Annotated in this window: 27 protein-coding genes and 1 tRNA gene; 5 read left to right on the top strand and 23 right to left on the bottom strand. The window is 67.3% G+C overall.

Features of this window, described 5'->3' with window-relative positions; translation table 11 throughout:
• Positions 1 to 7: 7 nt before the first annotated feature.
• Both J2Z79_RS08765 and J2Z79_RS08760 read right to left on the bottom strand, forming a co-directional pair.
• On the bottom strand, positions 8 to 463 hold the full coding sequence (locus J2Z79_RS08765) for a CtsR family transcriptional regulator (protein ID WP_209466491.1): 456 nt from the start codon (positions 461 to 463) through the stop codon (positions 8 to 10).
• 190 nt (positions 464 to 653) lie between these two features.
• Positions 654 to 1,826: a class I SAM-dependent rRNA methyltransferase gene (locus J2Z79_RS08760; protein ID WP_209466490.1), complete on the bottom strand. Its 1,173-nt coding sequence runs from the start codon at positions 1,824 to 1,826 to the stop codon at positions 654 to 656.
• A 120-nt stretch (positions 1,827 to 1,946) separates the two neighbouring features.
• Between J2Z79_RS08760 and J2Z79_RS08755 the strand changes: the two genes are divergently transcribed.
• Together J2Z79_RS08755 and J2Z79_RS08750 are read left to right on the top strand one after the other, a co-directional pair.
• Positions 1,947 to 2,198 (top strand): hypothetical protein, encoded by a 252-nt coding sequence (locus J2Z79_RS08755; RefSeq protein WP_209466489.1) that lies wholly within the window; start codon positions 1,947 to 1,949, stop codon positions 2,196 to 2,198.
• Between the two features lie 4 nt (positions 2,199 to 2,202).
• Complete coding sequence (locus J2Z79_RS08750) at positions 2,203 to 2,988, top strand: hypothetical protein (protein ID WP_209466488.1); 786 nt, start codon at positions 2,203 to 2,205, stop codon at positions 2,986 to 2,988.
• A gap of 13 nt (positions 2,989 to 3,001) precedes the next feature.
• Here the strand turns inward: J2Z79_RS08750 and fusA are convergent, their stop codons facing one another.
• From fusA to J2Z79_RS08675, 15 genes are all read right to left on the bottom strand, one after another.
• Positions 3,002 to 5,089 carry an elongation factor G gene (gene fusA, locus J2Z79_RS08745; protein WP_209466487.1) on the bottom strand — a complete coding sequence of 696 codons (2,088 nt, stop codon included), beginning with the start codon at positions 5,087 to 5,089 and terminating at the stop codon, positions 3,002 to 3,004.
• A 290-nt stretch (positions 5,090 to 5,379) separates the two neighbouring features.
• Complete coding sequence (gene ppaX / locus J2Z79_RS08740) at positions 5,380 to 6,060, bottom strand: pyrophosphatase PpaX (RefSeq protein ID WP_209466486.1); 681 nt, start codon at positions 6,058 to 6,060, stop codon at positions 5,380 to 5,382.
• A gap of 116 nt (positions 6,061 to 6,176) precedes the next feature.
• A complete protein-coding gene (locus tag J2Z79_RS08735; RefSeq protein ID WP_209466485.1) occupies positions 6,177 to 6,626 on the bottom strand; it encodes a 4Fe-4S binding protein in 450 nt (149 codons plus the stop codon).
• Between the two features lie 25 nt (positions 6,627 to 6,651).
• Positions 6,652 to 7,275, bottom strand: a complete 624-nt coding sequence (locus J2Z79_RS08730) for a hypothetical protein (RefSeq protein ID WP_209466484.1) — start codon at positions 7,273 to 7,275, stop codon at positions 6,652 to 6,654.
• A gap of 25 nt (positions 7,276 to 7,300) precedes the next feature.
• On the bottom strand, positions 7,301 to 8,239 hold the full coding sequence (locus tag J2Z79_RS08725) for a c-type cytochrome (RefSeq protein ID WP_209466483.1): 939 nt from the start codon (positions 8,237 to 8,239) through the stop codon (positions 7,301 to 7,303).
• 29 nt (positions 8,240 to 8,268) lie between these two features.
• Entirely contained in the window at positions 8,269 to 8,433 is a 165-nt protein-coding gene (locus J2Z79_RS08720) for a hypothetical protein (RefSeq protein WP_209466482.1), read from the bottom strand.
• Between the two features lie 21 nt (positions 8,434 to 8,454).
• Positions 8,455 to 8,988, bottom strand: a complete 534-nt coding sequence (locus J2Z79_RS08715; RefSeq protein WP_209466481.1) for a QcrA and Rieske domain-containing protein — start codon at positions 8,986 to 8,988, stop codon at positions 8,455 to 8,457.
• A gap of 47 nt (positions 8,989 to 9,035) precedes the next feature.
• Positions 9,036 to 9,797 (bottom strand): cytochrome b family protein, encoded by a 762-nt coding sequence (locus tag J2Z79_RS08710; RefSeq protein ID WP_209466480.1) that lies wholly within the window; start codon positions 9,795 to 9,797, stop codon positions 9,036 to 9,038.
• Between the two features lie 13 nt (positions 9,798 to 9,810).
• Positions 9,811 to 10,590, bottom strand: coding sequence for a selenite/tellurite reduction operon b-type cytochrome ExtP (gene extP, locus J2Z79_RS08705; protein ID WP_209466479.1), 780 nt, complete (start codon positions 10,588 to 10,590; stop codon positions 9,811 to 9,813).
• Between the two features lie 260 nt (positions 10,591 to 10,850).
• Positions 10,851 to 12,077 (bottom strand): 4Fe-4S binding protein, encoded by a 1,227-nt coding sequence (locus J2Z79_RS08700; RefSeq protein ID WP_209466478.1) that lies wholly within the window; start codon positions 12,075 to 12,077, stop codon positions 10,851 to 10,853.
• Positions 12,078 to 12,140: 63 nt separating this feature from the next.
• Positions 12,141 to 12,299 carry a hypothetical protein gene (locus J2Z79_RS08695; protein WP_209466477.1) on the bottom strand — a complete coding sequence of 53 codons (159 nt, stop codon included), beginning with the start codon at positions 12,297 to 12,299 and terminating at the stop codon, positions 12,141 to 12,143.
• A 13-nt stretch (positions 12,300 to 12,312) separates the two neighbouring features.
• A complete protein-coding gene (locus J2Z79_RS08690; RefSeq protein WP_209466476.1) occupies positions 12,313 to 12,498 on the bottom strand; it encodes a hypothetical protein in 186 nt (61 codons plus the stop codon).
• Between the two features lie 21 nt (positions 12,499 to 12,519).
• Positions 12,520 to 13,482, bottom strand: a complete 963-nt coding sequence (locus J2Z79_RS08685) for a cbb3-type cytochrome c oxidase subunit II (RefSeq protein ID WP_209466475.1) — start codon at positions 13,480 to 13,482, stop codon at positions 12,520 to 12,522.
• 17 nt (positions 13,483 to 13,499) lie between these two features.
• A complete protein-coding gene (locus J2Z79_RS08680) occupies positions 13,500 to 14,903 on the bottom strand; it encodes a cbb3-type cytochrome c oxidase subunit I (RefSeq protein ID WP_209466474.1) in 1,404 nt (467 codons plus the stop codon).
• Between the two features lie 39 nt (positions 14,904 to 14,942).
• Complete coding sequence (locus J2Z79_RS08675; RefSeq protein ID WP_209466473.1) at positions 14,943 to 15,551, bottom strand: hypothetical protein; 609 nt, start codon at positions 15,549 to 15,551, stop codon at positions 14,943 to 14,945.
• 342 nt (positions 15,552 to 15,893) lie between these two features.
• On the opposite strand from J2Z79_RS08675, the gene J2Z79_RS08670 reads away from it, so the two are divergent.
• The gene (locus J2Z79_RS08670; RefSeq protein WP_209466472.1) at positions 15,894 to 16,265 is read left to right on the top strand and encodes a cupredoxin domain-containing protein; all 372 of its coding nucleotides are present in this window, start codon (positions 15,894 to 15,896) and stop codon (positions 16,263 to 16,265) included.
• A 111-nt stretch (positions 16,266 to 16,376) separates the two neighbouring features.
• On the opposite strand, the gene J2Z79_RS08665 is transcribed toward J2Z79_RS08670, so the two are convergent.
• Positions 16,377 to 16,452: transfer RNA gene (locus J2Z79_RS08665), tRNA-Ala, on the bottom strand.
• 130 nt (positions 16,453 to 16,582) lie between these two features.
• On the opposite strand from J2Z79_RS08665, the gene J2Z79_RS08660 reads away from it, so the two are divergent.
• The gene (locus J2Z79_RS08660; protein ID WP_209466471.1) at positions 16,583 to 16,810 is read left to right on the top strand and encodes a hypothetical protein; all 228 of its coding nucleotides are present in this window, start codon (positions 16,583 to 16,585) and stop codon (positions 16,808 to 16,810) included.
• A 23-nt stretch (positions 16,811 to 16,833) separates the two neighbouring features.
• Here the strand turns inward: J2Z79_RS08660 and greA are convergent, their stop codons facing one another.
• Both greA and dusB read right to left on the bottom strand, forming a co-directional pair.
• A complete protein-coding gene (gene greA, locus J2Z79_RS08655) occupies positions 16,834 to 17,307 on the bottom strand; it encodes a transcription elongation factor GreA (RefSeq protein ID WP_209466470.1) in 474 nt (157 codons plus the stop codon).
• A gap of 286 nt (positions 17,308 to 17,593) precedes the next feature.
• Positions 17,594 to 18,712: a tRNA dihydrouridine synthase DusB gene (gene dusB, locus J2Z79_RS08650; RefSeq protein ID WP_245302477.1), complete on the bottom strand. Its 1,119-nt coding sequence runs from the start codon at positions 18,710 to 18,712 to the stop codon at positions 17,594 to 17,596.
• 265 nt (positions 18,713 to 18,977) lie between these two features.
• Here dusB and J2Z79_RS08645 point away from each other — a divergent pair, with 265 nt between their 5' ends.
• On the top strand, positions 18,978 to 19,652 hold the full coding sequence (locus J2Z79_RS08645) for a metal-dependent hydrolase (RefSeq protein WP_209466469.1): 675 nt from the start codon (positions 18,978 to 18,980) through the stop codon (positions 19,650 to 19,652).
• A 60-nt stretch (positions 19,653 to 19,712) separates the two neighbouring features.
• Here J2Z79_RS08645 and J2Z79_RS08640 read toward each other — a convergent pair whose 3' ends face one another.
• The 3 genes from J2Z79_RS08640 to J2Z79_RS08630 form a co-directional block, all read right to left on the bottom strand.
• Positions 19,713 to 20,612 (bottom strand): DegV family protein, encoded by a 900-nt coding sequence (locus J2Z79_RS08640; RefSeq protein ID WP_209466468.1) that lies wholly within the window; start codon positions 20,610 to 20,612, stop codon positions 19,713 to 19,715.
• 186 nt (positions 20,613 to 20,798) lie between these two features.
• Positions 20,799 to 21,464, bottom strand: a complete 666-nt coding sequence (locus J2Z79_RS08635; RefSeq protein ID WP_342589451.1) for a response regulator — start codon at positions 21,462 to 21,464, stop codon at positions 20,799 to 20,801.
• Between the two features lie 15 nt (positions 21,465 to 21,479).
• Complete coding sequence (locus J2Z79_RS08630; protein ID WP_209466467.1) at positions 21,480 to 23,549, bottom strand: sensor histidine kinase; 2,070 nt, start codon at positions 23,547 to 23,549, stop codon at positions 21,480 to 21,482.
• Between the last annotated feature and the right edge of the window lie 73 nt (positions 23,550 to 23,622).

The following is a 23,622-nucleotide window of genomic DNA, read 5'->3' as shown; positions in this document are numbered from 1 at the left end:
ACCTCCTTCAGAAGCGCAGGATTGCCGTGAGCATGGCCTTGAGCAGGCTGGCCCGCACGACGTCTCTGGCGGGCAGGTCGAGCGGCAGCGCGTCCCGGCGCAGCACGGACTGCATGATGGCCGCCTCCCGTTCGTCGATGATCTCCTGCTCGTAGAGGCGGGCCACGATGTCCAGCGCCTCGGCCTGGCTGATGCCCTCGCCGACCTCCCGCTGGATCAGTTCCTGCAGGTCGTCGCTGTTTCGGATGTTCAGCCTGATGATCCGGATGTAGCCGCCGCCACCCCGGCGGCTCTCGACCACATAGCCCCGCTCTGGGGTGAACCGGGTGGAGAGCACGTAGTTGATCTGTGACGGTGCGCAGTCGAACCGGGCGGCCAGCATGGCCCGCTGAACCTCCAGGATCTCAGACCTGCGGAGATGCTCCTTGAGGTACCGTTCGATCTCGTCGGCCAGATTGGCCATGGCCGCTCACCCCCTGACCTTATTTGACCTTTCTGCCTATCACTTTACCCGGTTGCCCGCGGACGGGCAAGCACGACCTGGAGCGAACACCGTCCAACAACCTTCAGTTTTCCCAGCCACAGTCCCACGGAGACCGTATCTGATGTTATTTGACGTTAATTCGCCGCCGGGGGAGACGGCCTGCCGCCCGTCAGATCACCTCGTAGATGAGGCACTTCAGGTAGTGGCTCTCGTCGTAGCCCACCACGATGGGGTGGTCCACTGCCTGGGCCCGCTCCTCGACGAGGCGGAGCCGCCGGCGCGAGTCCCGGGCGGCGTCGGCCACCACCGCCTTGAAGATGTCGGGCGTCATGTGGTAGGAGCAGGAGCACGTGACGAGGAAGCCGCCCTCTGGCAGCATGCGCAGGGCGCGCAGGTTGATCTCCTTGTAGCCCCGCACGGCCCCCTCCAGCGCGGCGCGGTTCTTGGCGAAGGCGGGCGGATCCAGCACGATCAGGTCGAAGCGCTCCTGGTTCGCCTCCATCTGTCGCAGAATGTCGAAGGCGTTGCCGGCCAGGAATCGGATCTTGTCGCTCAGTCCGTTGCGCTCGGCGTTCAGCCGCGCCGCGGCCAGCGCCTCCTCCGACGAGTCCACGGCGACGACCTCCCGCGCGCCGCCGGCGGCGGCGTTGAGGGCAAAGCCGCCCACGTTGCAGAAGCAGTCCAGCACCCGCCCGCCGGCGGCGTACGGCCGCACCGCGCGCCGGTTCTCCCGCTGGTCGAGGAAGTAGCCGGTCTTCTGCCCCGTGGCGACGTCCACCGCGATCTCCAGCCCGTTCTCCACGATGGTCAGCCGTGGGTCGAACTCTCCCCGCAGGTAGCCCGTGCGCTCCTCCAGCCCCTCCAGCCGCCGCACGGGCACGTCGTTGCGCTCGTAGATGCCGCGGGGGTGCAGCAGGTCGTCCAGGATGTCGACGATGTCCGGAAGCCAGCGGTCGATGCCGAGGGCCAGGGTCTGCACCACGAGCACGTCGCCGAACTTGTCCACGATGAGGCCCGGCAGGAAGTCGGCCTCGCCGAAGACAACGCGGCAGGCCTCCACGTCCGGCAGCAGGCGCTGCCTGTAGGCCCACGCCCGTTCCACCCTGCGCCGGAAGAAGTCGCGGTCGACCGGTTCGTCCCTGTTCGTCAACATCCGCACGATAATCTGCGAAGCCGGGTTGATGTACCCCTTCCCGAGGAATCGCCCGCGGTAATCGACCACGGTCACGACATCGCCGGGTGCGAACTCGCCGCGCACCTCCTCGACCTCGCCCTGGAAGATCCAGGGGTGCCCGTCCTGCACCCGCTTGTGCCGGCCCCTGGCCAGCTGAACAACAGCCATGACGCTGCCCCTCTCTGCAACCGATTCGTCCATATCTTACCCTGCGCCCGCACGCTGCGCCAGCGCGGAACATGGATCGCTCCGCCTCCGGGCACGCTAGGGCGGGAGGGGGCGATTGGAATGGCAAAGCGCAACCACGAACCCGAGGCCGTCAAGACGACGCTCACGGGGACCCACGCCGCCGGCCACCACCTGAACGAGGCGGCGGAGTTCGGCCGGGCCGCCGCGGTGTCGACCGACGATCTCGCCTGGATCGAGCGGGAGGACCAGGCGAAGCAGTCCATGGCCCGCACGGGCGACATGCGCAGCGCGCAGGCCGCCCCGGACCGGCCTCACCCGGCCGGGCACCCGGAGACCGGTGGACGTCAGTAACAGGATGCGAGGGCGGCGGCCTGCAGGGTGGGCTGCCGCCCTCGCGGCCCTCGCGGCGGGGCTGGCTGCGCTGCCGGCCTCGCCGCCTCCTCCCGCGGTACCGGCCGTGGCGGTCACCGCCGGCCACGGCCAGCCCGTCCCGGCTGACTGGGTCCCGCCCCTGGATTCGGTGGCCAGCCTCCGGCTTTCCCTGCGCGCGCCCGCAGGGCCGGCGGAGGCGCCCCTGCCCCTCTACACCACCCATCCGGACCACCGGCCGACGATCGCCGTGGTGCTCGACCTCCTGCTCGGCTCGCGGCTGGCGCCGGGAGCTGCCGTCGCCTCGCCGAAGGGACCGGTCCTGCAGATCGCGCTGCGGCGGGGCGAGCCCGTGGCCGTGCAGCCCGCCGGCGACTGCCCCGGCTTCTCCAGCGAATCCGGCCACGGCTTCGCCTGCCCCCCCTCGCCCAGCGACGTCATCCTGCGGCGGGGGGACGGCCGGCAGGTGCGGCTGTTCAACCCGCAGATGGCCGCCTGGCTCCAGGAGGGATGGCGGGAGCACGTCCCCACCGGGGAGCCTGCGCTGCTGGACCGGGAGGCCGCCATCGCCCTGGCGAGAGAACAAAGCCGCCTGCCGGGGTGGCAGGCGAGCTTCGTCGATGCGTATCCCGTTGAGCGCCCAGGGGAGATTGAGGTGCGGAGGGCGTGGCTCCTGGAAGCCGAACTGCCCGCAGGGCAGCGGATCCGTCTGGTGGTGGACGCCCTGACCGGCGAGGTGCTCCGCCTGGTGCAGTTGGAGGCGATGGAGTAGTCCGGCGGGGCGGCTACTCCGAGTCTTCCTTCCGGTTGGCGGCGGCGGCCTCGATGACCGCCTTGGCCACCTGGGCCGGCGCCTCCTCGTAATGGTCGAACTCCATCGTGAACTGGCCGCGTCCCTGGGTCATGGAGCGCAGGTCGATGGCGTAGCGGCGCAGCTCGGCCAGCGGCGCGGAGGCACGGATGATCTGCTTGCCGTCGCCGGTGGGCTCCATGCCGGCGATGCGGCCGCGCTTCTTGTTCAGGTCGCCCATGATATCGCCCATGTACGACTCGGGCACGATGACCTCAAGCCGCATGATCGGCTCCAGCAGGACCGGCTTGGCGTTCATGAAGGCGATCTTGAACGCGTTGCGGGCGGCGATCTTGAAGGCCATTTCGGAGGAGTCGACGTCGTGGTACGAGCCGTCGAGCAGGGTGCAGCGGATGCCGGTCACCGGATAGCCGGCCAGCACGCCCTCGGCCATCGTCTCCTGCACGCCCTTGTCGACGGCCGGGCGGTAGTTGAGCGGGATGGCGCCGGCAAAGATCTTGTCGACGAACTCGTACTCGCCGTCGAAGAGCGGCTCAATCTCGATCTTGCAGTGGCCGTACTGGCCGCGGCCGCCGGACTGCTTCTTGTGCTTGTACTCGCCCTGGGCCTTGCCGCGGATGGTCTCCTTGTAAGCGACCTTCGGCTCGCTGAGGACGGCTTCGGCGCCGAACTTCCGCTTGAGCCGCTCGACCATCACGTCGACGTGGGTCTCGCCGAGGCCGGAGATGATGATCTCGGCAGTCACGGGGTCGCGCTGGACCGTGAAGGTGGCGTCCTCCTCGGCCAGGCGCTGCAGGCCTGAGCCGATCTTCTCCTCGTCGCCCTTCGCCTTGGGATAGACCGCCACCGAGTAGACCGGCGCCGGGAAGGCCACGGGCTCGAGCACCATGGGCCGGGCTTCCTCGCCCAGGGAGTCGTTGGTCTGGGTGACGGAGAGCTTCGCGACGGCGATGATGTCACCGGGGCCCGCCTCGGTCACCTGCTCCTGCGCCTTGCCCTTGGGAATGAACATGTGGCTCAGCTTCTCGGAGCGGCCCCGCGTGATGTTGTACACGGTCTGGTCGTTGGTGACCTTGCCGTTGAAGATGCGCATGATCGTCATGCGGCCGACGAACGGGTCTGCCGTGGTCTTGAAGACCAGGGCGCTGAAGGGCTGGTCGTCGCCGATCGGGCGGCTCACGGGCTCGCCGTCAGGCGTCTGGCCGACCAGCTCGCCGCGGTCGGCGGGCGACGGGGCGTAGGTGGCGATGGCGTCCATCAGCGTGGTGACGCCGATGTTCTTCGTGGCCGCCGCCACGAGCACCGGGACGATGTCGCCCTTGTGCACCCCGAGCCGGAGCCCGCGCTCCAGCTCCTCCTGCGAGAGCTCGCCCTCCTCGAGGAACTTCATCGTGAGCTCGTCGTCGGCCTCCGCGGCCAGCTCCATCATCTTCTCGCGGATCTCTGCGACCTGCCCGGCCAGATCGCCCGGCACGGCCTCCTCCTTGACGTTCTTGCCGGAGAAGACGTAAGCCTTCTGCGCAACAACGTCGACGACGCCGCTGAAGCTGGCCTCGGCGCCGATGGGCAGCTGGAACGGCACGACGGCGCGGCCGAACGTGGACTCCAGCGCGCCCAGGGCCTTCTGGAAGTTGGCGTTCTCCCGGTCCATCTTGTTGACGACGATCATCCGGGAGACGCCGGCGTCCACCGCGTGCTGGTAGGTCAGCTCGGAGCCCACCTCGACGCCACCGACGGCGTCGATCACCAGGACCGCGGTCTCCACGACGCGAAGCGCCGCCTTGACCTCACCGACAAAATCAAAATACCCGGGGGTGTCCAGCAGGTTGAACTTCAGGCCCTTCCACTCCAGGGGCGCGATACCCATGGAGATGGAGACCTTCCGCCGGATTTCCTCGGGGTCAAAGTCCATTATCGTATTGCCCTCGTCGACGCGCCCAAGCCGGTCCGTCGCCCCGGCGTTGAAGAGCATGGCCTCAGCCAGCGAAGTCTTCCCCGCGCCGCTGTGGGCAATTAAGGCGAGGTTCCGCACCTTCTCGACAGCAAATCTTCTCAACCCCATCTCCTCCTCAACGGTTGATGGAACTGCGCTCAGCCGGGAACCCCACGGCAAGACGGTTCGGATTTGCGGATCGGGTGCAGGGGGGGCAAAGGCGCACCGCCTCGGCGGTGCGCTTCCCTTCGGCTGGGCGCCGGACAACGCACGGTTGGATCACTCACCCCGATAGTGTTGCAACTTCGACCCGCCCGAAGGCGTCTCCTTCTGCCCGGGACAAACTTGTCCGAAAGCGCTACCGTTCACAATAGATACTCTGCCACTCTTTCTCCCAAACATACACCTAGTCTCCAGATTTATCCTGGGCCTGCGGCACTCCCGCAGTCGCCTCCCGCAGGGCCGGTCACCACCGTGACGAGATCCGCCGGCTGCTCGATCCAGAAGTCGGGCCGGCAGGCGGCCAGCGGGGCCGGGTTGGCGGCCCAACCCACCGCGGCGGTCATGCAGCCCGCGGCGCGGCCGCAGGCGATGTCAAAAGGGCTGTCCCCCACCATCAGGACGCGCGGCCCCGGCTCCACGCCCAGGAGGGCGATCGCCCTCAGCGCAGGATCGGGTTCGGGCTTGTGCCGCTGGGTCTGATCCACGCCCACCACCACTGGGAAGTAGTCCGCGATGCCGCAGACGCGCAGCCCCCGCAGGGCCAGTTCGGTGATCTTCGAGGTGACGACGCCCAGGCGCACGCCCGCCGCCTGCAGGTCGGCCACCGCCCCGGCCACGCCGGGGAAGGGGCGCACCATCCGGTCGTGCTGGCTGAGGTTGAACTTCCGGTAGGCGGCCACCAGCTCGTCCGCCCGGTCCGGGCCGTAGCGGGCGAGCGTGGTATGGAGCGGCTCGCCGAAGTACGGGTAGATCTCCGCCGGGGTCACCTCCAGGCCCAGTTCGCTCCGGAAGACGTGCTGGAACGACTCCACGATCAGTTGGTTCGTGTCGATGAGCGTGCCGTCAAGGTCGAAAAGGACGGCGTCAAAGTTCCGCAAGTAATTCCCTCCGTTCTGGTGCAGGTTTCGACTCCCGCCACGCCGTCCCCTGCGACAGTTCGACAATGGAAACGGGAGCCCTCGACCACGAGGGCTCCCGGATGTGGCTTGTTAGCTCAGGCCCGCCCCTCCGCCAGCGCGGTGGGGTGGAGTTCGCCGGGCGGGACGACGATGATCGCGCCCTTGGCGCACACCTCCTCGCACTCCCGGCAGGCGACGCAGGCGTTGGGCCGGACCAGCACCGCGGTGCCGAAGAACGGACCGTCACCGGCCAGCTCGAGGCAGTCGAAGGGGCAGATCTCCACGCAGAAGTCGCACCCCGAGCAGGAGACGGGATCGATGACGGGCTTCGGCCAGTCAGACCGCTTGGCGATGCGGGGCTTGTAGACGCCGAACTCGTCGGCGATGGCGAGCACCGGGCAGGCGCGCACGCAGGCGTCACAGTCGATGCAGAGCTTCGGGTCTATGAAGTGAAGCTGCTTCCGCTCGCCGCTGATCGCCTCTGTGGGGCAGACGGACACGCAGGCAGTGCAGCCGATGCACTTCTCGTCGATGAAGTGGGGCATGTCTCTCCCTCCTTTGGGGTTACCACTAGCCGGTCGCGGGCACGTTGGCTGCACGCAGGCAGCGCGTCACCCGGTAGCAGAGCGGCCGGCTCGCCGTGGGCGCGGGGGCGAGGGAACCGACGTACTCGGCAAGGCCCTCAGGGTTGAGCACCGGAAGCCCCTCCGCCTGGTACTCGGGAAGCGCCCTCATACGAGCCAGCAGCAGCACGGGCACCACGGGCAGGTCGGCGGCCGCCGGAAGGACGGCGAGCGCTTCCCGTACCCAGTCCGCCGCAAGGCGGGCCCGCTCGGCGGCCGAGGCCACCCGAACGCGGGTGCGACTGCCCAACAGCGCCCGCGGCGAGTGCTCCACGCAGATCGCCAGGAGGCCGCCCGGCCCCACCAGCAGGTAGTCCGGACGCCCGCCGGGCTGTCCCGACCAGTCGGTGATCACCCAGTCCGGCTCCAAGGCCTTGATCGCCTCCTGCACGCTCCGCAGGCCGGAGCGCTGCTGGAGTCGGGAGAGCGCCAGGGAGCCCACCACGCCGAACAGGAAGATCCCGAAGGTGGCGAACATGTTCCAGATGCGCATGCCCGTCACCTCGGTGGCCCGGAAGAGGCTCCCCACGAGGAAGGCGATCACCAGGAGGCCGATCAGGTACCCCCGCAATGGATCACTCCCCCATCTCCCCGTTCTACTTCAGCCCCAGCAGGTACTCGGCGATCGTCGCGATCTCTTCGTCGGTCAGCCGGCCCTCGAAGGCAGGCATGTAGTACGGCCCCTCGGAGACCACCTTCTTGCTCAGGTCGATCTCCGTGCTCGCGATGGCACGGTTCTGGCTCCAGTAGATGGGCATGCGCTCGTCGTGCGGCATGGCGTTGGGACCGCTGGCCCGCTTGATCCAGTCCTCCAGGAAGGCCTGGTCGATGCCCCAGGCGCCCACCCGGGTCAGATCCGGACCGATCTTGCCGCCCTTGGAGCCGATGGTATGGCAGGTGAGGCACTGGCTCTTGGTGTAGTCCCGCAGCAGCGCCTTGGCGGTGGCGTTGACCTCGGGAGAGACGTCCGCGTCGGGCAGCGGGATCTCGCCGGACTCATCAGCCGTCAGGTCGGCGGCCGGGATCGGCGCCTTCTGGGAGTTGCCGACCATATACCACTGCGACCCCGTCGGATCGTCCTTCATGATGAAGAGGGTCAGCGCCTTGACGGCCTCCTCGTCCATGGGGCCGCCGTAGGCCTTCAGCCAGGCGGGCATCTCGGTGTAGGACATCCAGGCGTCCTTGCCCTCGGGCGTCTGCACCTTCACCCACTGGAAGTGGTTGGCGTTGCCATCCCGCCCCATGGCGATCGTGTCGTAGATGTAACGGTAGATATCCTTGCCGGCCGGGGAATCGGGGTCCGCACGGAACTCGGCCCGGTTCAGCGGCATGCCGATCACGCCCTCGCCGTAGGGGCCGTGGCACTGCACGCAGTTCTCGGCATAGAGCTGGGCGCCCTTCAGCACGTACTCCTCGTGCTGCCGGTACTCCGCGGTCGCCATGCGCCACGGTTCCCGGATGCCTGTGCCCAGCAGCAGGATGGCCAGCGCAAAGGAGAGCAATGTAATGACCTTGTACTTCCTCTCGTTACGCACAAGCGGTGAGCTCCTTTCTGGGCACCGGTCTAGTAGTCACCGATCCAGCGCTGGATGAAGTAGACGGTGACGAGCACGCCGAGGAACAGGGTCAGCACAATCAGGAGCTCGGTGGCCTCGGAGACCCGCACCCCGTGGTACCAGGGGGTGGGAATCGGCGAGGCGTAGCCCAGCTGGGTGGTAAAGTCGAACATCAGGCTGCCTCCTCCCTCGCCCTAGATCTTCACGGCATGCTCGGGCTCGTGGCGCACCCGCTCGGTGATCTTGCCGGTGTTGACCAGCACGGTGCCGTCGGGCTCCACCGTGATCTCCATCATATCCAGGGGCCGGGGAGCCGGGCCGGCGATGTTCTGTCCGGTGATGTCGTAGACCGAGGCGTGGCACGGGCACATGAACTTGCCGGCGGCAGCGTTCCACGGGACCGTGCACCCCAGGTGCACGCACTTCCAGTAGAGGGCCATGAGGCCGTCCTCGCTGCGGGTGAGGTAGTACTTGCCGTCCCGGACGGTGACGACGTCGCCCACCTGCATCTCGTGCGCCTTGACCGGGGCGGGGACGATGCCGCCGAACCCGGAGAGCTTGATCGGCCAGAACATGCCACCGCCGCCCGCCGCGGCCAGGCCGAACATGGCCCCGATGGTGGCAAACATCGAGCTGCGCAGAAGCTGGCGACGGGTCATGCCTTCCGCGGCAGGGCCGGAGGTCGGCGGAGCGGCCGCCGCCGCGTGGACCCTATTCTCAGCGGCCATGGAGGTTCACCCTTTCCAGAGGTTAGTCAGCTGGCGGTGATGCCGGCCTAGTGCGGAGGCTGGAGCTCCCACGGCCAAACGAGGTGCATCGACTCGCCCCGGAAGAAGGTGCCGATCGCGGAGAGCACGATGAACGAAGTGAAGTAGAACGTGTACAGTGCGATCATAACCTCCCGGGTGTTGGCCTTGTAGCGCCGCCTGACGATCGAAACCAACACCCAGGGGATGCCGATCATCAGGCAGAGGGGGATGAAGATCGACCCGACCCAGGAGACTGCGGCGGTCGGCAGGCCGGTCTGCTCCAGGAGGTAGGTCACCGTGGCCGAGATGCGGTAGGAGCCCTCGGGCATGCCGGGCACCCGGACCACCTCGTCCACCAGCACCAGGGCGATCTCGATCACCGCGGTGTAGATGGCGGAGAAAACGGTGATGGGCACGCCCTTCTTGGTGGAGAACCAGATGCCGGTGCCCCGCCGGTCCCGGTCAACGTAGGGGATCATCGCCAGCAGCACCAGGGCGGCCGTGGGCACGATCACGCCGGCCAGCGCCGGGTCCATGTGGAGCAGCAGCTCCTGCAGGCCCAGGAAGTACCACGGCGCCTTGGCCGGGTTGGGCGTCTTGTCGGGGTTGGCCATGTCGAGCAGCGGCGCGTCCACGAACGTCGCCATCAGGGCGAAGGCCAGGATCATGGTGACAGCCATGATCGCCTCGATGGAGACGAGGAACGGCCAGGTGTAGACCATCTCTTCCTTCTGACCGGGCTGCACCTTGGGGCCCGTCTGCTGATACTTCTCGGTCGTGTCAGCCATGCGAGCTCCCTCCCTACTTGTTCGGCTCGTCGCCGCCCGGCGGCGGATTCTCGTCCTGATCCTCATCCTCGTCATACGGGATGGGGGTCGAGATGCCGCCGTCCTTGCGGATGCGCCAGAAGTGCATGGCCATCAGCACGATGCACGCCAGCGGCAGCAGGATGACATGCAGGGTGTACCAGCGCACCAGCGTGGCCGGGCCGATGTCAAAGCCGCCCAGGAGCGCCCGCTGCACGTAGGTACCGATCACCGGGGAGACCTTGGCCATGTTGGAGCCTACCTGGATCGCCCAGTAGGCCAGCTGGTCCCAGGGCAGCAGGTAGCCGGTGAACGAGAGCAGGACGGTTACGAGGAAGAGGACGACGCCGATCACCCAGTTGAACTCCCGGGGCGGCTTGTAGGAACCGGTGTAGAAGACCCGCGTCATGTGCAGCCACACGGCGATAACCATGCCGTGGGCGGCCCACCGGTGCAGATTGCGGGCGAACGGGCCGAAGATCACGTTGGTCTCCAACAGCTTCATCGATTCGTAAGCGTCAGGAACGGCCGGGACGTAGTAGAACATCAGCCAGACGCCCGTCACGGTCAGGATCAGGAACATGAGCAGCGACAGCCCGCCAAGGCCCCAGGTATAACTCATCCGCACGGCGCGCCGGGGCACCTTCACCGGGTGCAGGTGCAGCACGACGCTGTTGAGAATCACCAGCACCTGGTTGCGCGGGGTATCTGGGTACTCGTTTCGGTAGATCGACTTGTAGAGCGTCGTGTTCTTGAACCTGGCCCACAAACTCACCGAACCAGCACCTCCCCTAAGTCGGAAGCCAGCAACCCGAAAACCAACCAGTCACGTAAGAGCCAAACTAGAATCATTATAAAGGAGTGCGGTTATCAGTATCAATACGAATAGACGATAACCGCCCCGCGCAGCAATGATTCCCAGCCACTCGGCAGGGTAACCTCGTAGCCCGTTTGGCCACCCAGATATAGTTCTTTGTATCTACGCCAAATCCTCGCGCGCTCGGCCATCTAAGTCGAAAACTCCTTGAACCGGGGTCAGTACACCACGTGCACTGTCTCGAAGCTGGCCTCCGCCCCGCTCTGCTCGCCCACCACGCGCACGGTGAAGCGATGGATGCCGACCTGCCGCTCGGTCGGGTTCACGCGCAGCCTCACCAGGGCGCGTTCACCGGGTCCGAGGTCCACCGTGGTCCGCTCCAGGGCGGCCCAGCCCTCCGGCAGCCCCTCGACGAGCAGGCGGAAGTGGTCCGCGCGGTCCGCGAGGTTGATCAGGGACACGGCCATGACGCCGCCGCTGCTCACCGGGCCGCCGGCCGCCAGCACGTGCCGGTGGTCCTTGGCCACCACCAGGTCCACCAGCGGCCGGTTGGCCAGGAGGTAGCCCGACACACCGCTGAGCACCGTGGTGAGAAGGAGCGGCAGGACCAGCCGGGGCGCCAGGTGGCGCACGTTCTGCAGCAGCCGCCCCCGCTCCCTCAGTGCGACCGCCCGTTCGCCCGCGCCGATGGTGAAGTTCAGCACCCGCGGCACCCCGCGGGCCTGCGAGACGAGGGCGCAGGCGTCCAGGCAGTCGCCGCAGACCACGCAGTTCTTCTGCTCAGGCGTGCGCGGGTCCACCCCCATGTGGCAGATCTCGGCGCAGAGCCCGCACGTGGCGCAGATGTCGCGGGTGCCCGGCATGTTGAACACCTGCAGGTGCATCGTCTCCGCATTCGTGATGATCGACTGCAGGTGCCCGTAGGGGCAAGCCACCCGGCAGATCGCGGTGCGCCACCACGCCATGGCCAGCGTGAAGAAGAGCCCGGCGGCGGCGATGAAGGCCGTGGGGCCGACCGGTACCTGCCCGCTCAGGTACTGCCGCAGGAGGACGGTCCCATCGCTGAAGTAGCTCCAGACGACGAAACCGCCGAACAGGCCGACGAGCAGCGAGACCAGGATGCTGCCGGCGCGGCCGAAGCGCCGGTCCCATTCCCGGGTCACCTCGTTGAACAGGTTCTGCGGGCAGACCCAACCGCAGAAGACCCGCCCGAACAGCAGGCTGGCCGCGATGATGAAGTAGATCACCGTTACCAGCAGCAGGAAGAAGACGACCACGTGCTTCGTCCAGAGCCGGACGCCGAACAGGTAGAGCGACATGCTGGGCAGGTCGAACCGGAAGAGGTTCACGAACGGTGAGAGGATCAGCAGGGAGAGGACGGCCATCTGCGAGGCACGGCGATAGCGCCGGATGACCGTTTTCACCTTGCCGAGGCGGCTCTTCATCTTCATCCCCTCCGCGGGAGAGAGACCCCCCTCGCCCCGCGGCGAGGGGGGACCGATCCGACGTCAGAAGCCCGTCGGGCTGTTGGGCCCGAAGCGCAGGCCAGTGGCCATGTAGTAGATGAAGAAGAGGGCGATCACGGCGTAGACGAGCAGCAGGAACTTGGGGACGGGAGCCCCCTGGTCGTGCGCGGCCTCGGTCTGCGGCCGGTTCTCCTCAGACATGGTCACACCTCCGTCAGTGCGAGACAGGTTCGTCGTCCTTCACGTACTTGAACTTCACGCCCTCACCCATGCTCGTGCTGCCCGAGATGAACGCCCAGTACATGACCAGGGCGATCAGGGCCCAGACGACCAGGATGAACAGCAGCAGCAGGCCGCTGGAGGGCGCCAGGTCGCCGAACCGGGTCCACTCGATATCCACCGGCGGGTCCCCCCTTGATGGCTACTCCTTGCCGGCCAGGGACTTGATGTAGGTGGTGAGGGCCCAGCGGTCCTCCTCCGAGATGCCGTTGAGGCGCCACGCCGGCATGCCGGAGCCGGTGCCGTCCTCCTTCAGCGTGCCCTCGGAGATCACCCAGAAGATGAACTGCTCGGAGTGGGTCTCCGCCGCCTTGTACCAGTTGGTCGGATAGGGCGGGCTGGCCCAGCCGTCGGCGGCGGTCTTGCCCCTCATGTCCTGCCCGTGGCAGGCCAGGCAGCCGTTGGCCTCGATCAGCGCCTCGGCCCGGGCCAGGACAGCGGCATCGTCGCCGCTGTACGGGTTCTGCAGATTGCGGTACTCCTCGGGCAGCAGGTCGTCGGTGGCGGCGAGGATGTCAGGCCCGGGGTACTTGGCCAGCGTCTTGATCGGGATGGCCCAGTCGCGCAGGGTGAGCAGGTACTCGGCCAGCGCGTCCAGCTCGTCGGGCGGCAGATGGGCGTAGGACGGCATGATCGAGTTGGGCTCGGTGGACCGCGGGTCGATCAGGTGCGCGATATGCCAGTCCTTGGAGGGCAGGCGGTGCCCGACGTACTTCAGGTCCGGGCCGGTCCGCTGGGAGCCGAGCAGCGCCGGGTTGTCGTTGCCGTAGTCCTCGGGGCGGGTCGGACGGCCGCCGAGGACGGTGCCGTCGTCCAGCGTGACGGCAGGAGCCTGGAAGGCGGCGTCGTTATCCAGCGTGCGGACCTGCTGGGTGTGGCAGTAGAAGCAGCCCTCGCGGATGTAGATCTGCCGACCCCTGGCCACCTGCGGGCTGATGGGCTTTCCGTCGTTGAACATCCCCTCGTAGCGGGGAGACGAGGGCGAGGCAGCGTACAGGTCCTCCTGCATCAGCGGCAGCGCCACGGTGATCGCCACCGCGAAGCTGAGGAGCAGGAAGGCGCCGAGAGCGAGCAGCGCGGCGTTCTTCTCAAACTTGTGGCCCATCGCACATCGCCTCCTCTCTACGCGCCGGCCATGGCGGAGCCGGCCTCGGCGCTGCTGGCGCTGAACCGGCTGCCGGCAGTCGCGGTCTTGTAAATGTTATAGATGAACAGGAACTGGGCGCCCAGGATCATCGCACCGCCCACGGCCCGGGCGATGTTGAAGGGCCGCTGGTTGATGACCGAGGCGATGAAGTTGGCAGACTGGTTCGCCGCCCAGTCGGAGCCCTGCACGAGGCCGCCCACGGTCAGGGAGACGAAGAAGAGCGTAAAGCCGATGAGCGAGAGCCAGAAGTGCCAGTCCATCAGCTTGGCCGACCAGATCTCCCGGTTGATCAACCGGGGCAGGGCGTAGTAGATGGTGGCAAACATGATGAAGGAGAAGGTGCCCACGAGGGCCAGGTGGGCGTGGCCCACCACCCAGTTGGTGAAGTGCGTCACAGCGCTGACGGACCGCAGCGACTGCATGGGCCCCTGGAAGCAGGTGATGAAGTAGAAGACCATGGCGCTCACGGTGAACTTCAGGGGCACCGACTCCTTCAGTGCGCCCCAGCGGCCGTTCATGGTGCCGTAGAAGTTGGTGAGAACGGTCCAGACCGGGATGATCAGGCAGACGGAGAAGGCGATGGCGACGGTCTGCAGCCAGTACGGCACCGGGCCATTGACCAGGTGGTGGGCCCCCGTCGGACCGTAGACGAACATGAGCATCCAGAAGCCAATCATGGAGAGCCTGTGGCTCCAGACCGGGTTGCCCGTGAGCTTCGGCAGGAGGTAGTAGACGGCGCCGACGCCAATGGGCGTGAACCAGTAGCCCAGGATGTTGTGCCCATAGAACCAGTTGACCACGGCGTCGTTCACGCCGGTGATGGGGTTGGTCGGCATGAGGAACTGGTTACCCACGACGTAGATGATCGGTGTGGTCGCTACCGCGCCCAGCATGTACCAGGCGGTGACGTAGAGCTCCTTCTCCTTCCGGTTGACCACGGTCATGACCACGTTGAAGAAGACCAGAGCGAAGAGCACCACGGTGAGGAGTTTCAGGACCCAGGTCGACTCGGCGTACTCCCGGCCCGCGTTCATGCCCAGGAGCAGGGTGATCGCGTAGGCGGTCATCAGCAGGTTGTGCAGCACCACGGTGAAGTTGCCCAGGCGCTCGCTCCAGAGCGGGGTGCCACACAGGCGAGGAATCATGTAAAAGAGCGTCGCGAAGTAGGCACCGCTCAGCCAGCCGAAGAGCACCAGGTTGGTGTGGGTCGGGCGCACCCGACCGAAGGTGAAATACTCGAGCACGGGAATGCCCTTCACCAGGTCGGGGAAAATAAGGAGCACAGCTGCAAACAATCCGAAACTCATCCCGATGGCCATCCACAGGACCGCGGTGTAGAAGAAGTTCCGACTTGCGGATCCTTCTACGGCGCTGAACATCAGCTCTCTCCTCCCTTGTGCAGATTGCACCGCAGCAGCCTAGAGTCTTGCACCTGGCGGAATACGGAAAATCGCGACCAGAACCCCCACCGTGAAGCAGACCGCCAGGATGCCCATGGCCGCAAACGGAATCCACATCAGCCGCTGCTCGCCGGGCCGCGCGACCCGGCTCGCCGTCGGTTCGGGCGGGTCGCCGTTCCGCAGGACGACGTACTTCACCGACTCGCCCATGTTCAGCACCCCGGTGCGGCTGGCGAGGTAGTAGACCCCGCCCCAGAACGAGACGAAGACCACCAGGGTGCCGAGGAGCTGCTGAGTGGCGAGGCGCCCCCACGCCTCGTCGCCCAGCCGCCGCTCCGCAACGCCCACTGCGCTGGCGTGGAAGCCCCCGCCTACCAGAACCAGCAGCCCGATGGCGAGAAGCCACCGGCCGTAGCGGTGGCCGAGCCGGCGCCACCGCCGGGGCACCAGTCCAAGCACGCCGAGGAGGCCACCGAAGCCGAGCACCAGCGCGATGCCGCCGTAGAGACCCATCAGGTCGCTCTCGCCGCCGCTCAGGTGCGAGGCCGCGGCACTCCCCGGAAAGAGGATCAGGGCGGCGAGCGCCACAAGGAGTCCTGTTCCCAGCGCTCGTGCAACACTTGCCACGTGAACGCCCCCAGAGTTTCAGGCTCGCATATATTAAAGTATGAGCACAACTTCAACCCAAATGTGGTGAATGTGAGCGCGAGTACACCTTGATGCGGTGGTGGACGCCGTGGTATTATCTCTGCCGGAGTTGCCTGTATTTCTGTAAATAAGTGCAACTACAGGGTTTTCGGCCGCTATTTTAACACGCCTAGCACGGAAGTTGCATGCATGGTAGTCCTTAGGGTCTAGACCCTACCCCCTGCGTAGATGGGAGTGCTCGGGTACATCGCGCGTCCGATTGAGGCAATCTCCGCGGTTTGGCAAGATGGAGTCCAGAAGAAAGGGAGTGAAACGTCAACGATGAAGCGGATTGCCATGCTCTTGCTTGTTGCCGTGCTGTCCCTGGGTGTTCTGACTGCCTGCGGTGGTGGCGGCGGCGGCAACGTGACGGAGTTGACCGTCGAGATGGGCATCAACGGCGAGATGAAGTTTACGCCGGATGTCCTGGAGGTCAACGAGGGTGACACCGTCAAGATTACCCTGGTGAACAAGGATCCGGCCGTGGCCCACAACTTCCTGATCCCCGCCCTGAACGTGAACTCCGGCCAGGTGCCGGCCGGCCAGACCGCCAGCATCCAGGTCAAGGCCAGCAAGAAGGGCGAGCACGAGATCATCTGCGACGTGCCCGGCCACCGGGAGTCCGGCATGACGGGCAAGCTGATCGTGAAGTAACCCGCACACCGCAGCAGGGCGGCCCTCATCGGGGCCGCCCTGCCTTGTTCCTATCCCAGAGCCAGGCCGACTGCGCACAAAAGCGGACCGGGCACTGCCCGGTCCGCCACTTGGTGGAGCTGAAGGGATTCGAACCCTCGACCTTCGCCTTGCAAAGGCGCTGCTCTCCCAGCTGAGCTACAGCCCCGTCGACCGCTTAGCTATTGTACCCGTCACGTTCATCCCTTGTCAACGCTGATCCTGCTGCCACCGGGCCATGATCTTGCCACTCAGCGCCCGCTCAGACCGGGGCAGACTACGCGGGGGAGGCGATGTCCGTGCCAAGACCGCTCCACGACATGAAGCAGCCGCAGGCCGGACCCACGGCCGGCGACCTGGGCCAGTCCGCATACGAGCACAGCCTGCGCGCCGACCGGAGCGTCAGCGCCCCTGGGCGCGAGCAGACCGTCCGGGCCTGGGAGGCGCCCGAGCCCCGCAACCCGCCGCCCGGCCGGGAGCGGGGGGACGGCCCGGCCATCCGGATGGGCAGGGAGGCAAGGGACTGAGGGCGGGGGGCGCATGCCCCCCGCTACTTGATCTCCACGATCTCGTACTTCAGCTTCCCGTCGGGCGCATCGACCTCGACGACGGTCCCCACCTTCTGCCCCATGATCGCCCGGCCGACCGGGGACTCGTTGGAGATGCGGTTATGTGAGGGGTCCGCCTCCGTGGTGCCCACGATGGTGTAGGTAAACTCGTCGCCGTACTCCAGGTCCTTGAGCACCACCGTGCTGCCGACCAGCACCACCTCGTGCTCACCGACCGGCTCGTCGATCACCCGGGCGTTGCGGAGCATCTTCTCCAGCACCAGAATGCGGCCTTCGATGAACGCCTGCTCGTTCTTGGCATCCTCGTACTCGGAGTTCTCCGAGATGTCGCCGTACTCCCGGGCCTGCTTGATCCGTTCTGCTACCTCGAGGCGCTTCACCGTCCGCAGGTGAAGCAGCTCCTGCTCCAGCTGCTTCAGGCCGTCCAGGGATAGGAGTACCTCTTTCTCGGACATGCGGTTCTCCCCTTTTCTCCACAACTACACCCAACGATGGTCAGCGTTACGAACCCTCGTCAAGCTACGGATGTATACGAGCCGGCAAAGCCGCAGTATACCCCCGGGACCCCCCTGCTGCGATGAAGCACTACGAGTCCGGTCCTGCTCGGCCGGACAGCATCCGGCCCGGGCCCGGTTCCTCGCAGTGCCCTGCTTCTGTAGCCTATACATTATACGTGCGCTCGGCAGCCAGTGTCAACTTAACAGTCTGACGCTTTGTGCGGATTCCGGGGCACACAGGGGCCTATTCCGGCAGCGCCTGCCTGCATTCCAGGTTCGCCTCGCCGCATTCCGAAGCCATCTCGTCGCGCGCTGCGAACATGCCGTCGTCCTCCGCGGGCGCCTCATACCCGCCGCCGCGGGCCTCCCACCGCTCGAGGAAGGCCAGGAGCAGAGACCGCATCTCGTCAGGGCGCTCCGCCCGGTTGATGGCGGCCCTGGCCTCCGCGGCGCCATACAGCCCTTTCAGGTACCAGGCCGCGTGCTTGCGCATCTCCCGCACCGCAAGGAACTCGCCCTTGTAGGCGATCATCAGGTCCAGGTGCCGGAGCGCCATCTCCACGCGCTGCCGGGCGTCAGGCTCCGGCAGCATCTCGCCCGTCTCCAGGTAGTGCAGGGTGCGGCTGAACACCCACGGATTTCCCAACGCGCCGCGGCCGATAGCCAGCCCCGCCACACCGGTGGTGCGCAGACGTTCCTCGGCGTCCCGGGGGCTGGTGATGTCGCCGTTGCCCAGCACCGGAACCGACACCGCCCGGGCCACCGCCGCGATCACGTCCCAGTCGGCGCGGCCCGAGTAGTGCTGCTCCCTGGTGCGCCCGTGCACCGTGATGAGCGCGGCCCCGGCCTCCTCCACCCGCCGGGCGACCTCCACGGCGTTGATCGACCGCGCATCCCAGCCGATGCGCATCTTCACCGTGACCGGAAGCGGGGCCACGGCCCGCACTACCTGCCGGACGATCTCCTGAGCCAGCTCCGGCTCCTTGAGCAGCGACGAACCGCCGCGGCCCCGCGTGACCTTGGGGGCGGGGCAGCCCATGTTGATGTCGATCAAGTCCGGCTGCACCAGCTCGACGACGCGGACGGCGGCCCGGGCCATCGTGTCGGGCTCGGCGCCGAAGATCTGCACGCCCGCCGGCCGCTCGTCGTCCAGCAGCAGGATCATCTCCCGCGTGCGCCGGCTGTCGTAGATCAGTGCCTTGTCGCTCACGAACTCGGTGACGACCAGCCCGCAGCCCTGCTCCTTGCAGAGGCGGCGGAACGGCCAGTTGGTGACGCCGGCCATGGGGGCCAGCGCCAGCGGGCGCTCGATGGTCAGACTGCCGATGCGGATCGGTTTGAGCAGCTTTTCCGGCAACCCCATCACCCCCGCCATGACATAAGTGGCGGGTCTATTATACCCACGCCGCGCCACCAGGTCTATGCCACATGCTGTGCGCCGGCAGCTGCGCGGCAGCGGCGCTCGCGCGGTCTGAGCATTCGGAGAAGCAGGAGAATGGAGGGAGCAATCGGGAAATAGGGTACAGGGTGCTCCAGCGCGATGCCCGCCCGGCCTCGTTCTCCGCACGCGGGCGCGGCCCGGAGGGCATCACTTCATTATTAGAAGATAACCCGAAGGAGGCGATCTCGTGCGAATCCGGTACCTGGGTCACTCGGCGTTCGAGATTACGCATGACCGGTGGAACCTGCTGATCGACCCTTTCATCACGGGCAACCCGGTCTGCCCCGTCAAGGCTGAGGAGCTGAACCCGCAGTACATCCTGGTGACGCACATGCACGGCGATCACGTGGGCGACACCGCGGCCATCGCCCGGCGGACGGGCGCGACGGTCATCACCAGCTTTGAGGCTGCACAGGAGCTGGCCAAGGACGGCGTGAACGTCGCCGACTTGGCGCTGGGCGGCAAGCGCCGCTTCGACTTCGGGCTGGTCCGGGTCACCCTGGCCTACCACGGCTTCGGTTCGACCGGCGGCCACGCCGCGGGCTTCGTCATCCACCTGGGCGGCAAGCGCATCTACCACGCCGGCGACACCGCCCTGTTCAGCGACATGAAGCTGCTGAACGGCGTCATCGAGGAGCCGGGCATCGACGTGGCGCTGCTGCCCATCGGCGACAACTACACGATGGGGCCGGAAGACGCCGCCACCGCCGTGCAGTGGATCCAGCCCAAGGTGGTCATCCCCATGCACTGGGGCACCTTCCCCGTCCTCGTGCAGGATCCCGGCGACTTCGTCGCGCGTGTGCGGGAGACGACTTCGACCACGCCGGTCGTGCTCCGGCCCGGCGAGAGCTACGACCTGTAGGCAGCACGGCACAGACGGCCGCCCGGTCTGCGGGCGGCCGTCCTCACTGTATGGGTTGGGTCAGTCGGCGGCGACGACGTCGCGCGCCAGGTACGGCAACGGGCCGGGGAAGTATGCCACGCCCAGGGCATCGGGGCCGACGTGGGCGCCGAGGCTCGGGTTGACGTGCAGGTGATGGAACCAGATGACGTTCAGCCGGCTGCGGAGCAGGGCGACGACGTGGGCGACCTGCTCGGGGCAGTAACCCTCGAGGACCATCAGGCTCACCTCGTTGCCCTCGCCCACCTCGTCGATGATGCGCTGGGCCACCTCCTCGACGGCACGCCGGAACGACCGCGCCTTGCCGACGGCGATGTACGTCCCGGTGGACTTGTCGACCGTGACGATGGGGCGGATGCCGAGGAGTCCGCCCACGGCCCCGGCGACGCGACCGATGCGGCCCCCCTTGCGCAGGTAGTCCAGCTTGTCGATCGTGAAGTAGAGGTGCGAGCGGGCGTTGATGGCCCGCAGCGTATCGCAGATCTCGGCGACGGGCAGGCCCCGCTCCGCCATCTCGGCGGCCACCAGCACCTGGAGGGACATCTCACCCGAGAGGGTCATGGTGTCCACCTGGGTGATGTCCAGGTGCGGCAGGAGCGAGCAGGCGGCCCGGGCGGCGTTGTAGGAGCCGGAGAGGCCGCTGGAGAGGTGGAGCGACAGGATGGGCAGCCCGTGCTCCGCGGCCCGCTGGTATGCCGCGACGTAGTCGCCCACGGACGGCTGCGAGGTGGTCGGGAACTCGCCGCGCGCCTTCAGACGCTGGTAGAACTCGGCGGGGGTGATGGTCACACCGCTCTGATAGGACTCCGCGCCGAAGTGGACCGTGAGCGGAACCACCTGAATGTGATACTGCCTGACCAGGTCCTCAGGCAGGTCTGCTCCACCGTCGACGACCAGCGTGCAGGAGCGACCGTGCGTCATGCCAGTTCCTCCTCGCAGGGCGGCACACAGCGGAAAGCTGGGGCGCCCACGTTACTCAGACTAGCGTAACCCGGCGAGGCGGGCATGACATCTGCCTGCAGGACCGATCCCAGGGCACAGTTGAGCGCCGCCCGCGGGGCGGCGCGTCTGCCTGGAGTTATAGTCCAAAATGGGGAGGAACCCCGGTCACACCAGGTGGAGTTCCTGGGCCAGGAGGACCGCGTGCACCCGGTCACGGGCGCCCAGCTTGCCGAAGATTGCCCGCACGTGGTGCTTGACCGTGCCCAGCCCGATGTAGAGCGCGGCTGCGATGTCCTGGTTGGAGGCGCCCGAGGCCATCAGCCGCAGCACCTCCAGCTCCCGCTCGGTGAGCGGTTCGGCCAGCGCCTGCGGCTTCGGCCGGGAGGCGGCCATGGACGAGAGGCGGCTGAACTCCTTGAGCACGCGCGTGGTGATCTGCGGCTGCAGCAGAGACTCACCGCTGGCCACGGTGCGGATGGCCTGCGACAGCTCCTCGTACTCCGCGTCCTTCAGCAGGTAGCCGCGCGCGCCGGCCGCCAGGCCCTCGAAGATGTACTCGTCGTCGTCGAAGGTGGTCAGGATGATCACGCCGGCCCGGCAGCCGCGGCGGACCAGCTCCCGGGTGGCCGCCACCCCGTCGAGCACCGGCATGCGCACATCCATGAGAATGACGTCAGGATCGGCCTCGGCGGCGACCCGGAGCGCCTCCTCCCCGTCGCCGGCCTCGGCGACCACCTCCATGTCCGGGTTGCGGTTGAGCAGCGCCGCCAGCCCCCGCCTGAGCAGGGACTGGTCGTCCACGATCATGATGCGGATCTTGCCTCCGTCCACAAGGCGTTCCCCCCGTCAGTGCCCGATCGGCAGGATCAGTGACACCTGAAAGCCACCCTCGCTGCGCGGCCCGGCCTCGAACTCGCCCATGAGCGCCTGTGCGCGCTCCTTCAGGCCGAGGAGCCCGAAGCCGGAACGCACCGCCTCGTCGTGCTCGCTCCGGCCGAGGTCGTCGTTGATCACCCGCAGGATCACCCGGTCGGCCAGCTGGGTCAGGGCGATCTCGACCCGGGTGGGCCGCGCGTGCTTCTGGATGTTGGTCAGGCTCTCCTGCACCGTCCGGAACAGGGTCATCCGGGCCGCGGTGGACAGGTCGGAGCCACCGCCGTCGACCCGCAGGATCACCGGGGTGCCGGTCACCTGCATCCAGCGCGTGACCAGGTCGTGGATGGCCTTGGGCAGCGGGCGCTCGAAGCGGTCCAGAGCGTCGACCATCTCCTGGCTGGAGCGCATGGCGGCCTGGATGACCTCCAGGGCGCTGTGCACGTGGGCGCGGGCCGCATCGGGCTCCTCCGCCGCCAGCGCCTCGGCGTTCTGCAGGTCGACGATCACGGCTGTGAGGTGGTGGCCCAGCCCGTCGTGGATCTCGCGCGCCATGCGCACCCGCTCGCGGGCGATGGCCACCTGCCTGGCCTCCAGCAGCCTCGCCTCCAGCAGACGGTTGACCTCCCGGAGCTGCTGGGCGTAGTGGATGGCCCGGGTGCGGGCCTCCACCTGCAGCCGGGTCATGTGAGCCATGACCGCCGCGAAGAAGTAGGTGACGCCGAAGGCGACGGTGAGCGACAGGGGCGAGACGCCCAGCGCCGCGTTGGAGAACAGCAGGGCGGCCGCGGTCAGCACGGTGGGAAAGGCCACCGCCGCGACGACCCCCCACGTCCCCCCCGGCATCAGGAAGACCATCTGCGCGGAGACCACGAGGAAGAGGTGGTTCATCAGCGGCTCCCGGGTGAGCAGGACCAGCGTGTAAACGAGGCCGGCGCCGATGACGACGAACAGGGCGCGCAGCGCGTACGGAACCCCCCGCGCCGAGGCACCGGCATAGACCGTCAGCAGCCCCAGCGTGAGCAGGAGCACCCGGAGCCAGTCCGGGCTGCCGCCTACGAGCCGGGATGCCGTCATCACCCCGGCGGTGAGCACGAGCACGCCCACGTTCCAGATGTGGTACAGGTTGATGGGGTCGGTCAGCTTCAGGTTCACCTGCGGCTCCGGTGGGGCGTCGAACCGCCAGGGGGAATCGGCCTCCTCCAGCTCGCCGCCCTCCTCGGCCGGGCGCAGCGCGCGCACCGCGTCGCGCACCTCGCCCAGCACGGCCTTGGCCTGGAGCCGGGCGCCCCGCACCGCCTGCCTGTCCGGCGAGCCGCTCTCCAGGATCTTCCGCAGCTGCACCTCCAGGTCCCCGAGCCGCACGGCCAGGCGGGCGTGGATCGTCTGGGCCAGCCGCTCCCGCTCCTCGCTCTCGGCCCTGTGCTCCACCGTCTGGTCGTACTCTCGCAGCACCTCGTGCCGCTGGTTCACCCCTTCCAGCAGCTGTTGGGCCAGCCGGCCCTGCCGCTCCTGCTGGAGCATCGTGAGGGTCACCAGCGAGGCGAAGACCAGGTAGAGGAAGTACATGCCGATGCTGGCCACCATGTTCTCGCCCGGCTCACCCGGGGGCGTGATGGCCAGGTACAGGGCCAGCCAGAGGGCGGCCAGGGTGCCCACGAAGGGCGCCCACCGCCGGACCGGAATCAGGTAGACGGCCTGGACGGCCACCACCGAAAAAAGGAAGCGCGTCAACCCGCCGTCCAGGGCGTAGATGGCCGCCACCATGGCCGCCTGCGCCAGCAGGTAGAGCTCGTGGTAGGCCCCGCGCCGCCAGGCAGGCGCAACGGGGCGGATCCGCGTCCAGACGGCCAAGTAGATCAGGCCGAGGGCGATGCTCGTCAGGCGCGCCCACGCCGCCCTGTCCGCGGCCTCACCCGACAGCCACGAGAGCGCGGGCACGAAGGCCAGCATGAGGGCCGCAAAGAGGTTCATGGGGTGTGGATACCCGGTGCGAAACAGCGCGTCCAGCCGGCGCACCACACGGCTCTGAACAACTTCCATGCGTCTATTGTATACCTCTTTCGAACCGCCGACACTCCCCTGTCCGCGGTCGAAAAGCTCCCGACCCTCCTGC

The sequence above is a fragment of the Symbiobacterium terraclitae genome (assembly GCF_017874315.1).
In the GTDB taxonomy this organism is placed as follows: domain Bacteria; phylum Bacillota; class Sulfobacillia; order Symbiobacteriales; family Symbiobacteriaceae; genus Symbiobacterium; species Symbiobacterium terraclitae.
This window is presented reverse-complemented; position numbering and strand designations above follow the sequence as displayed.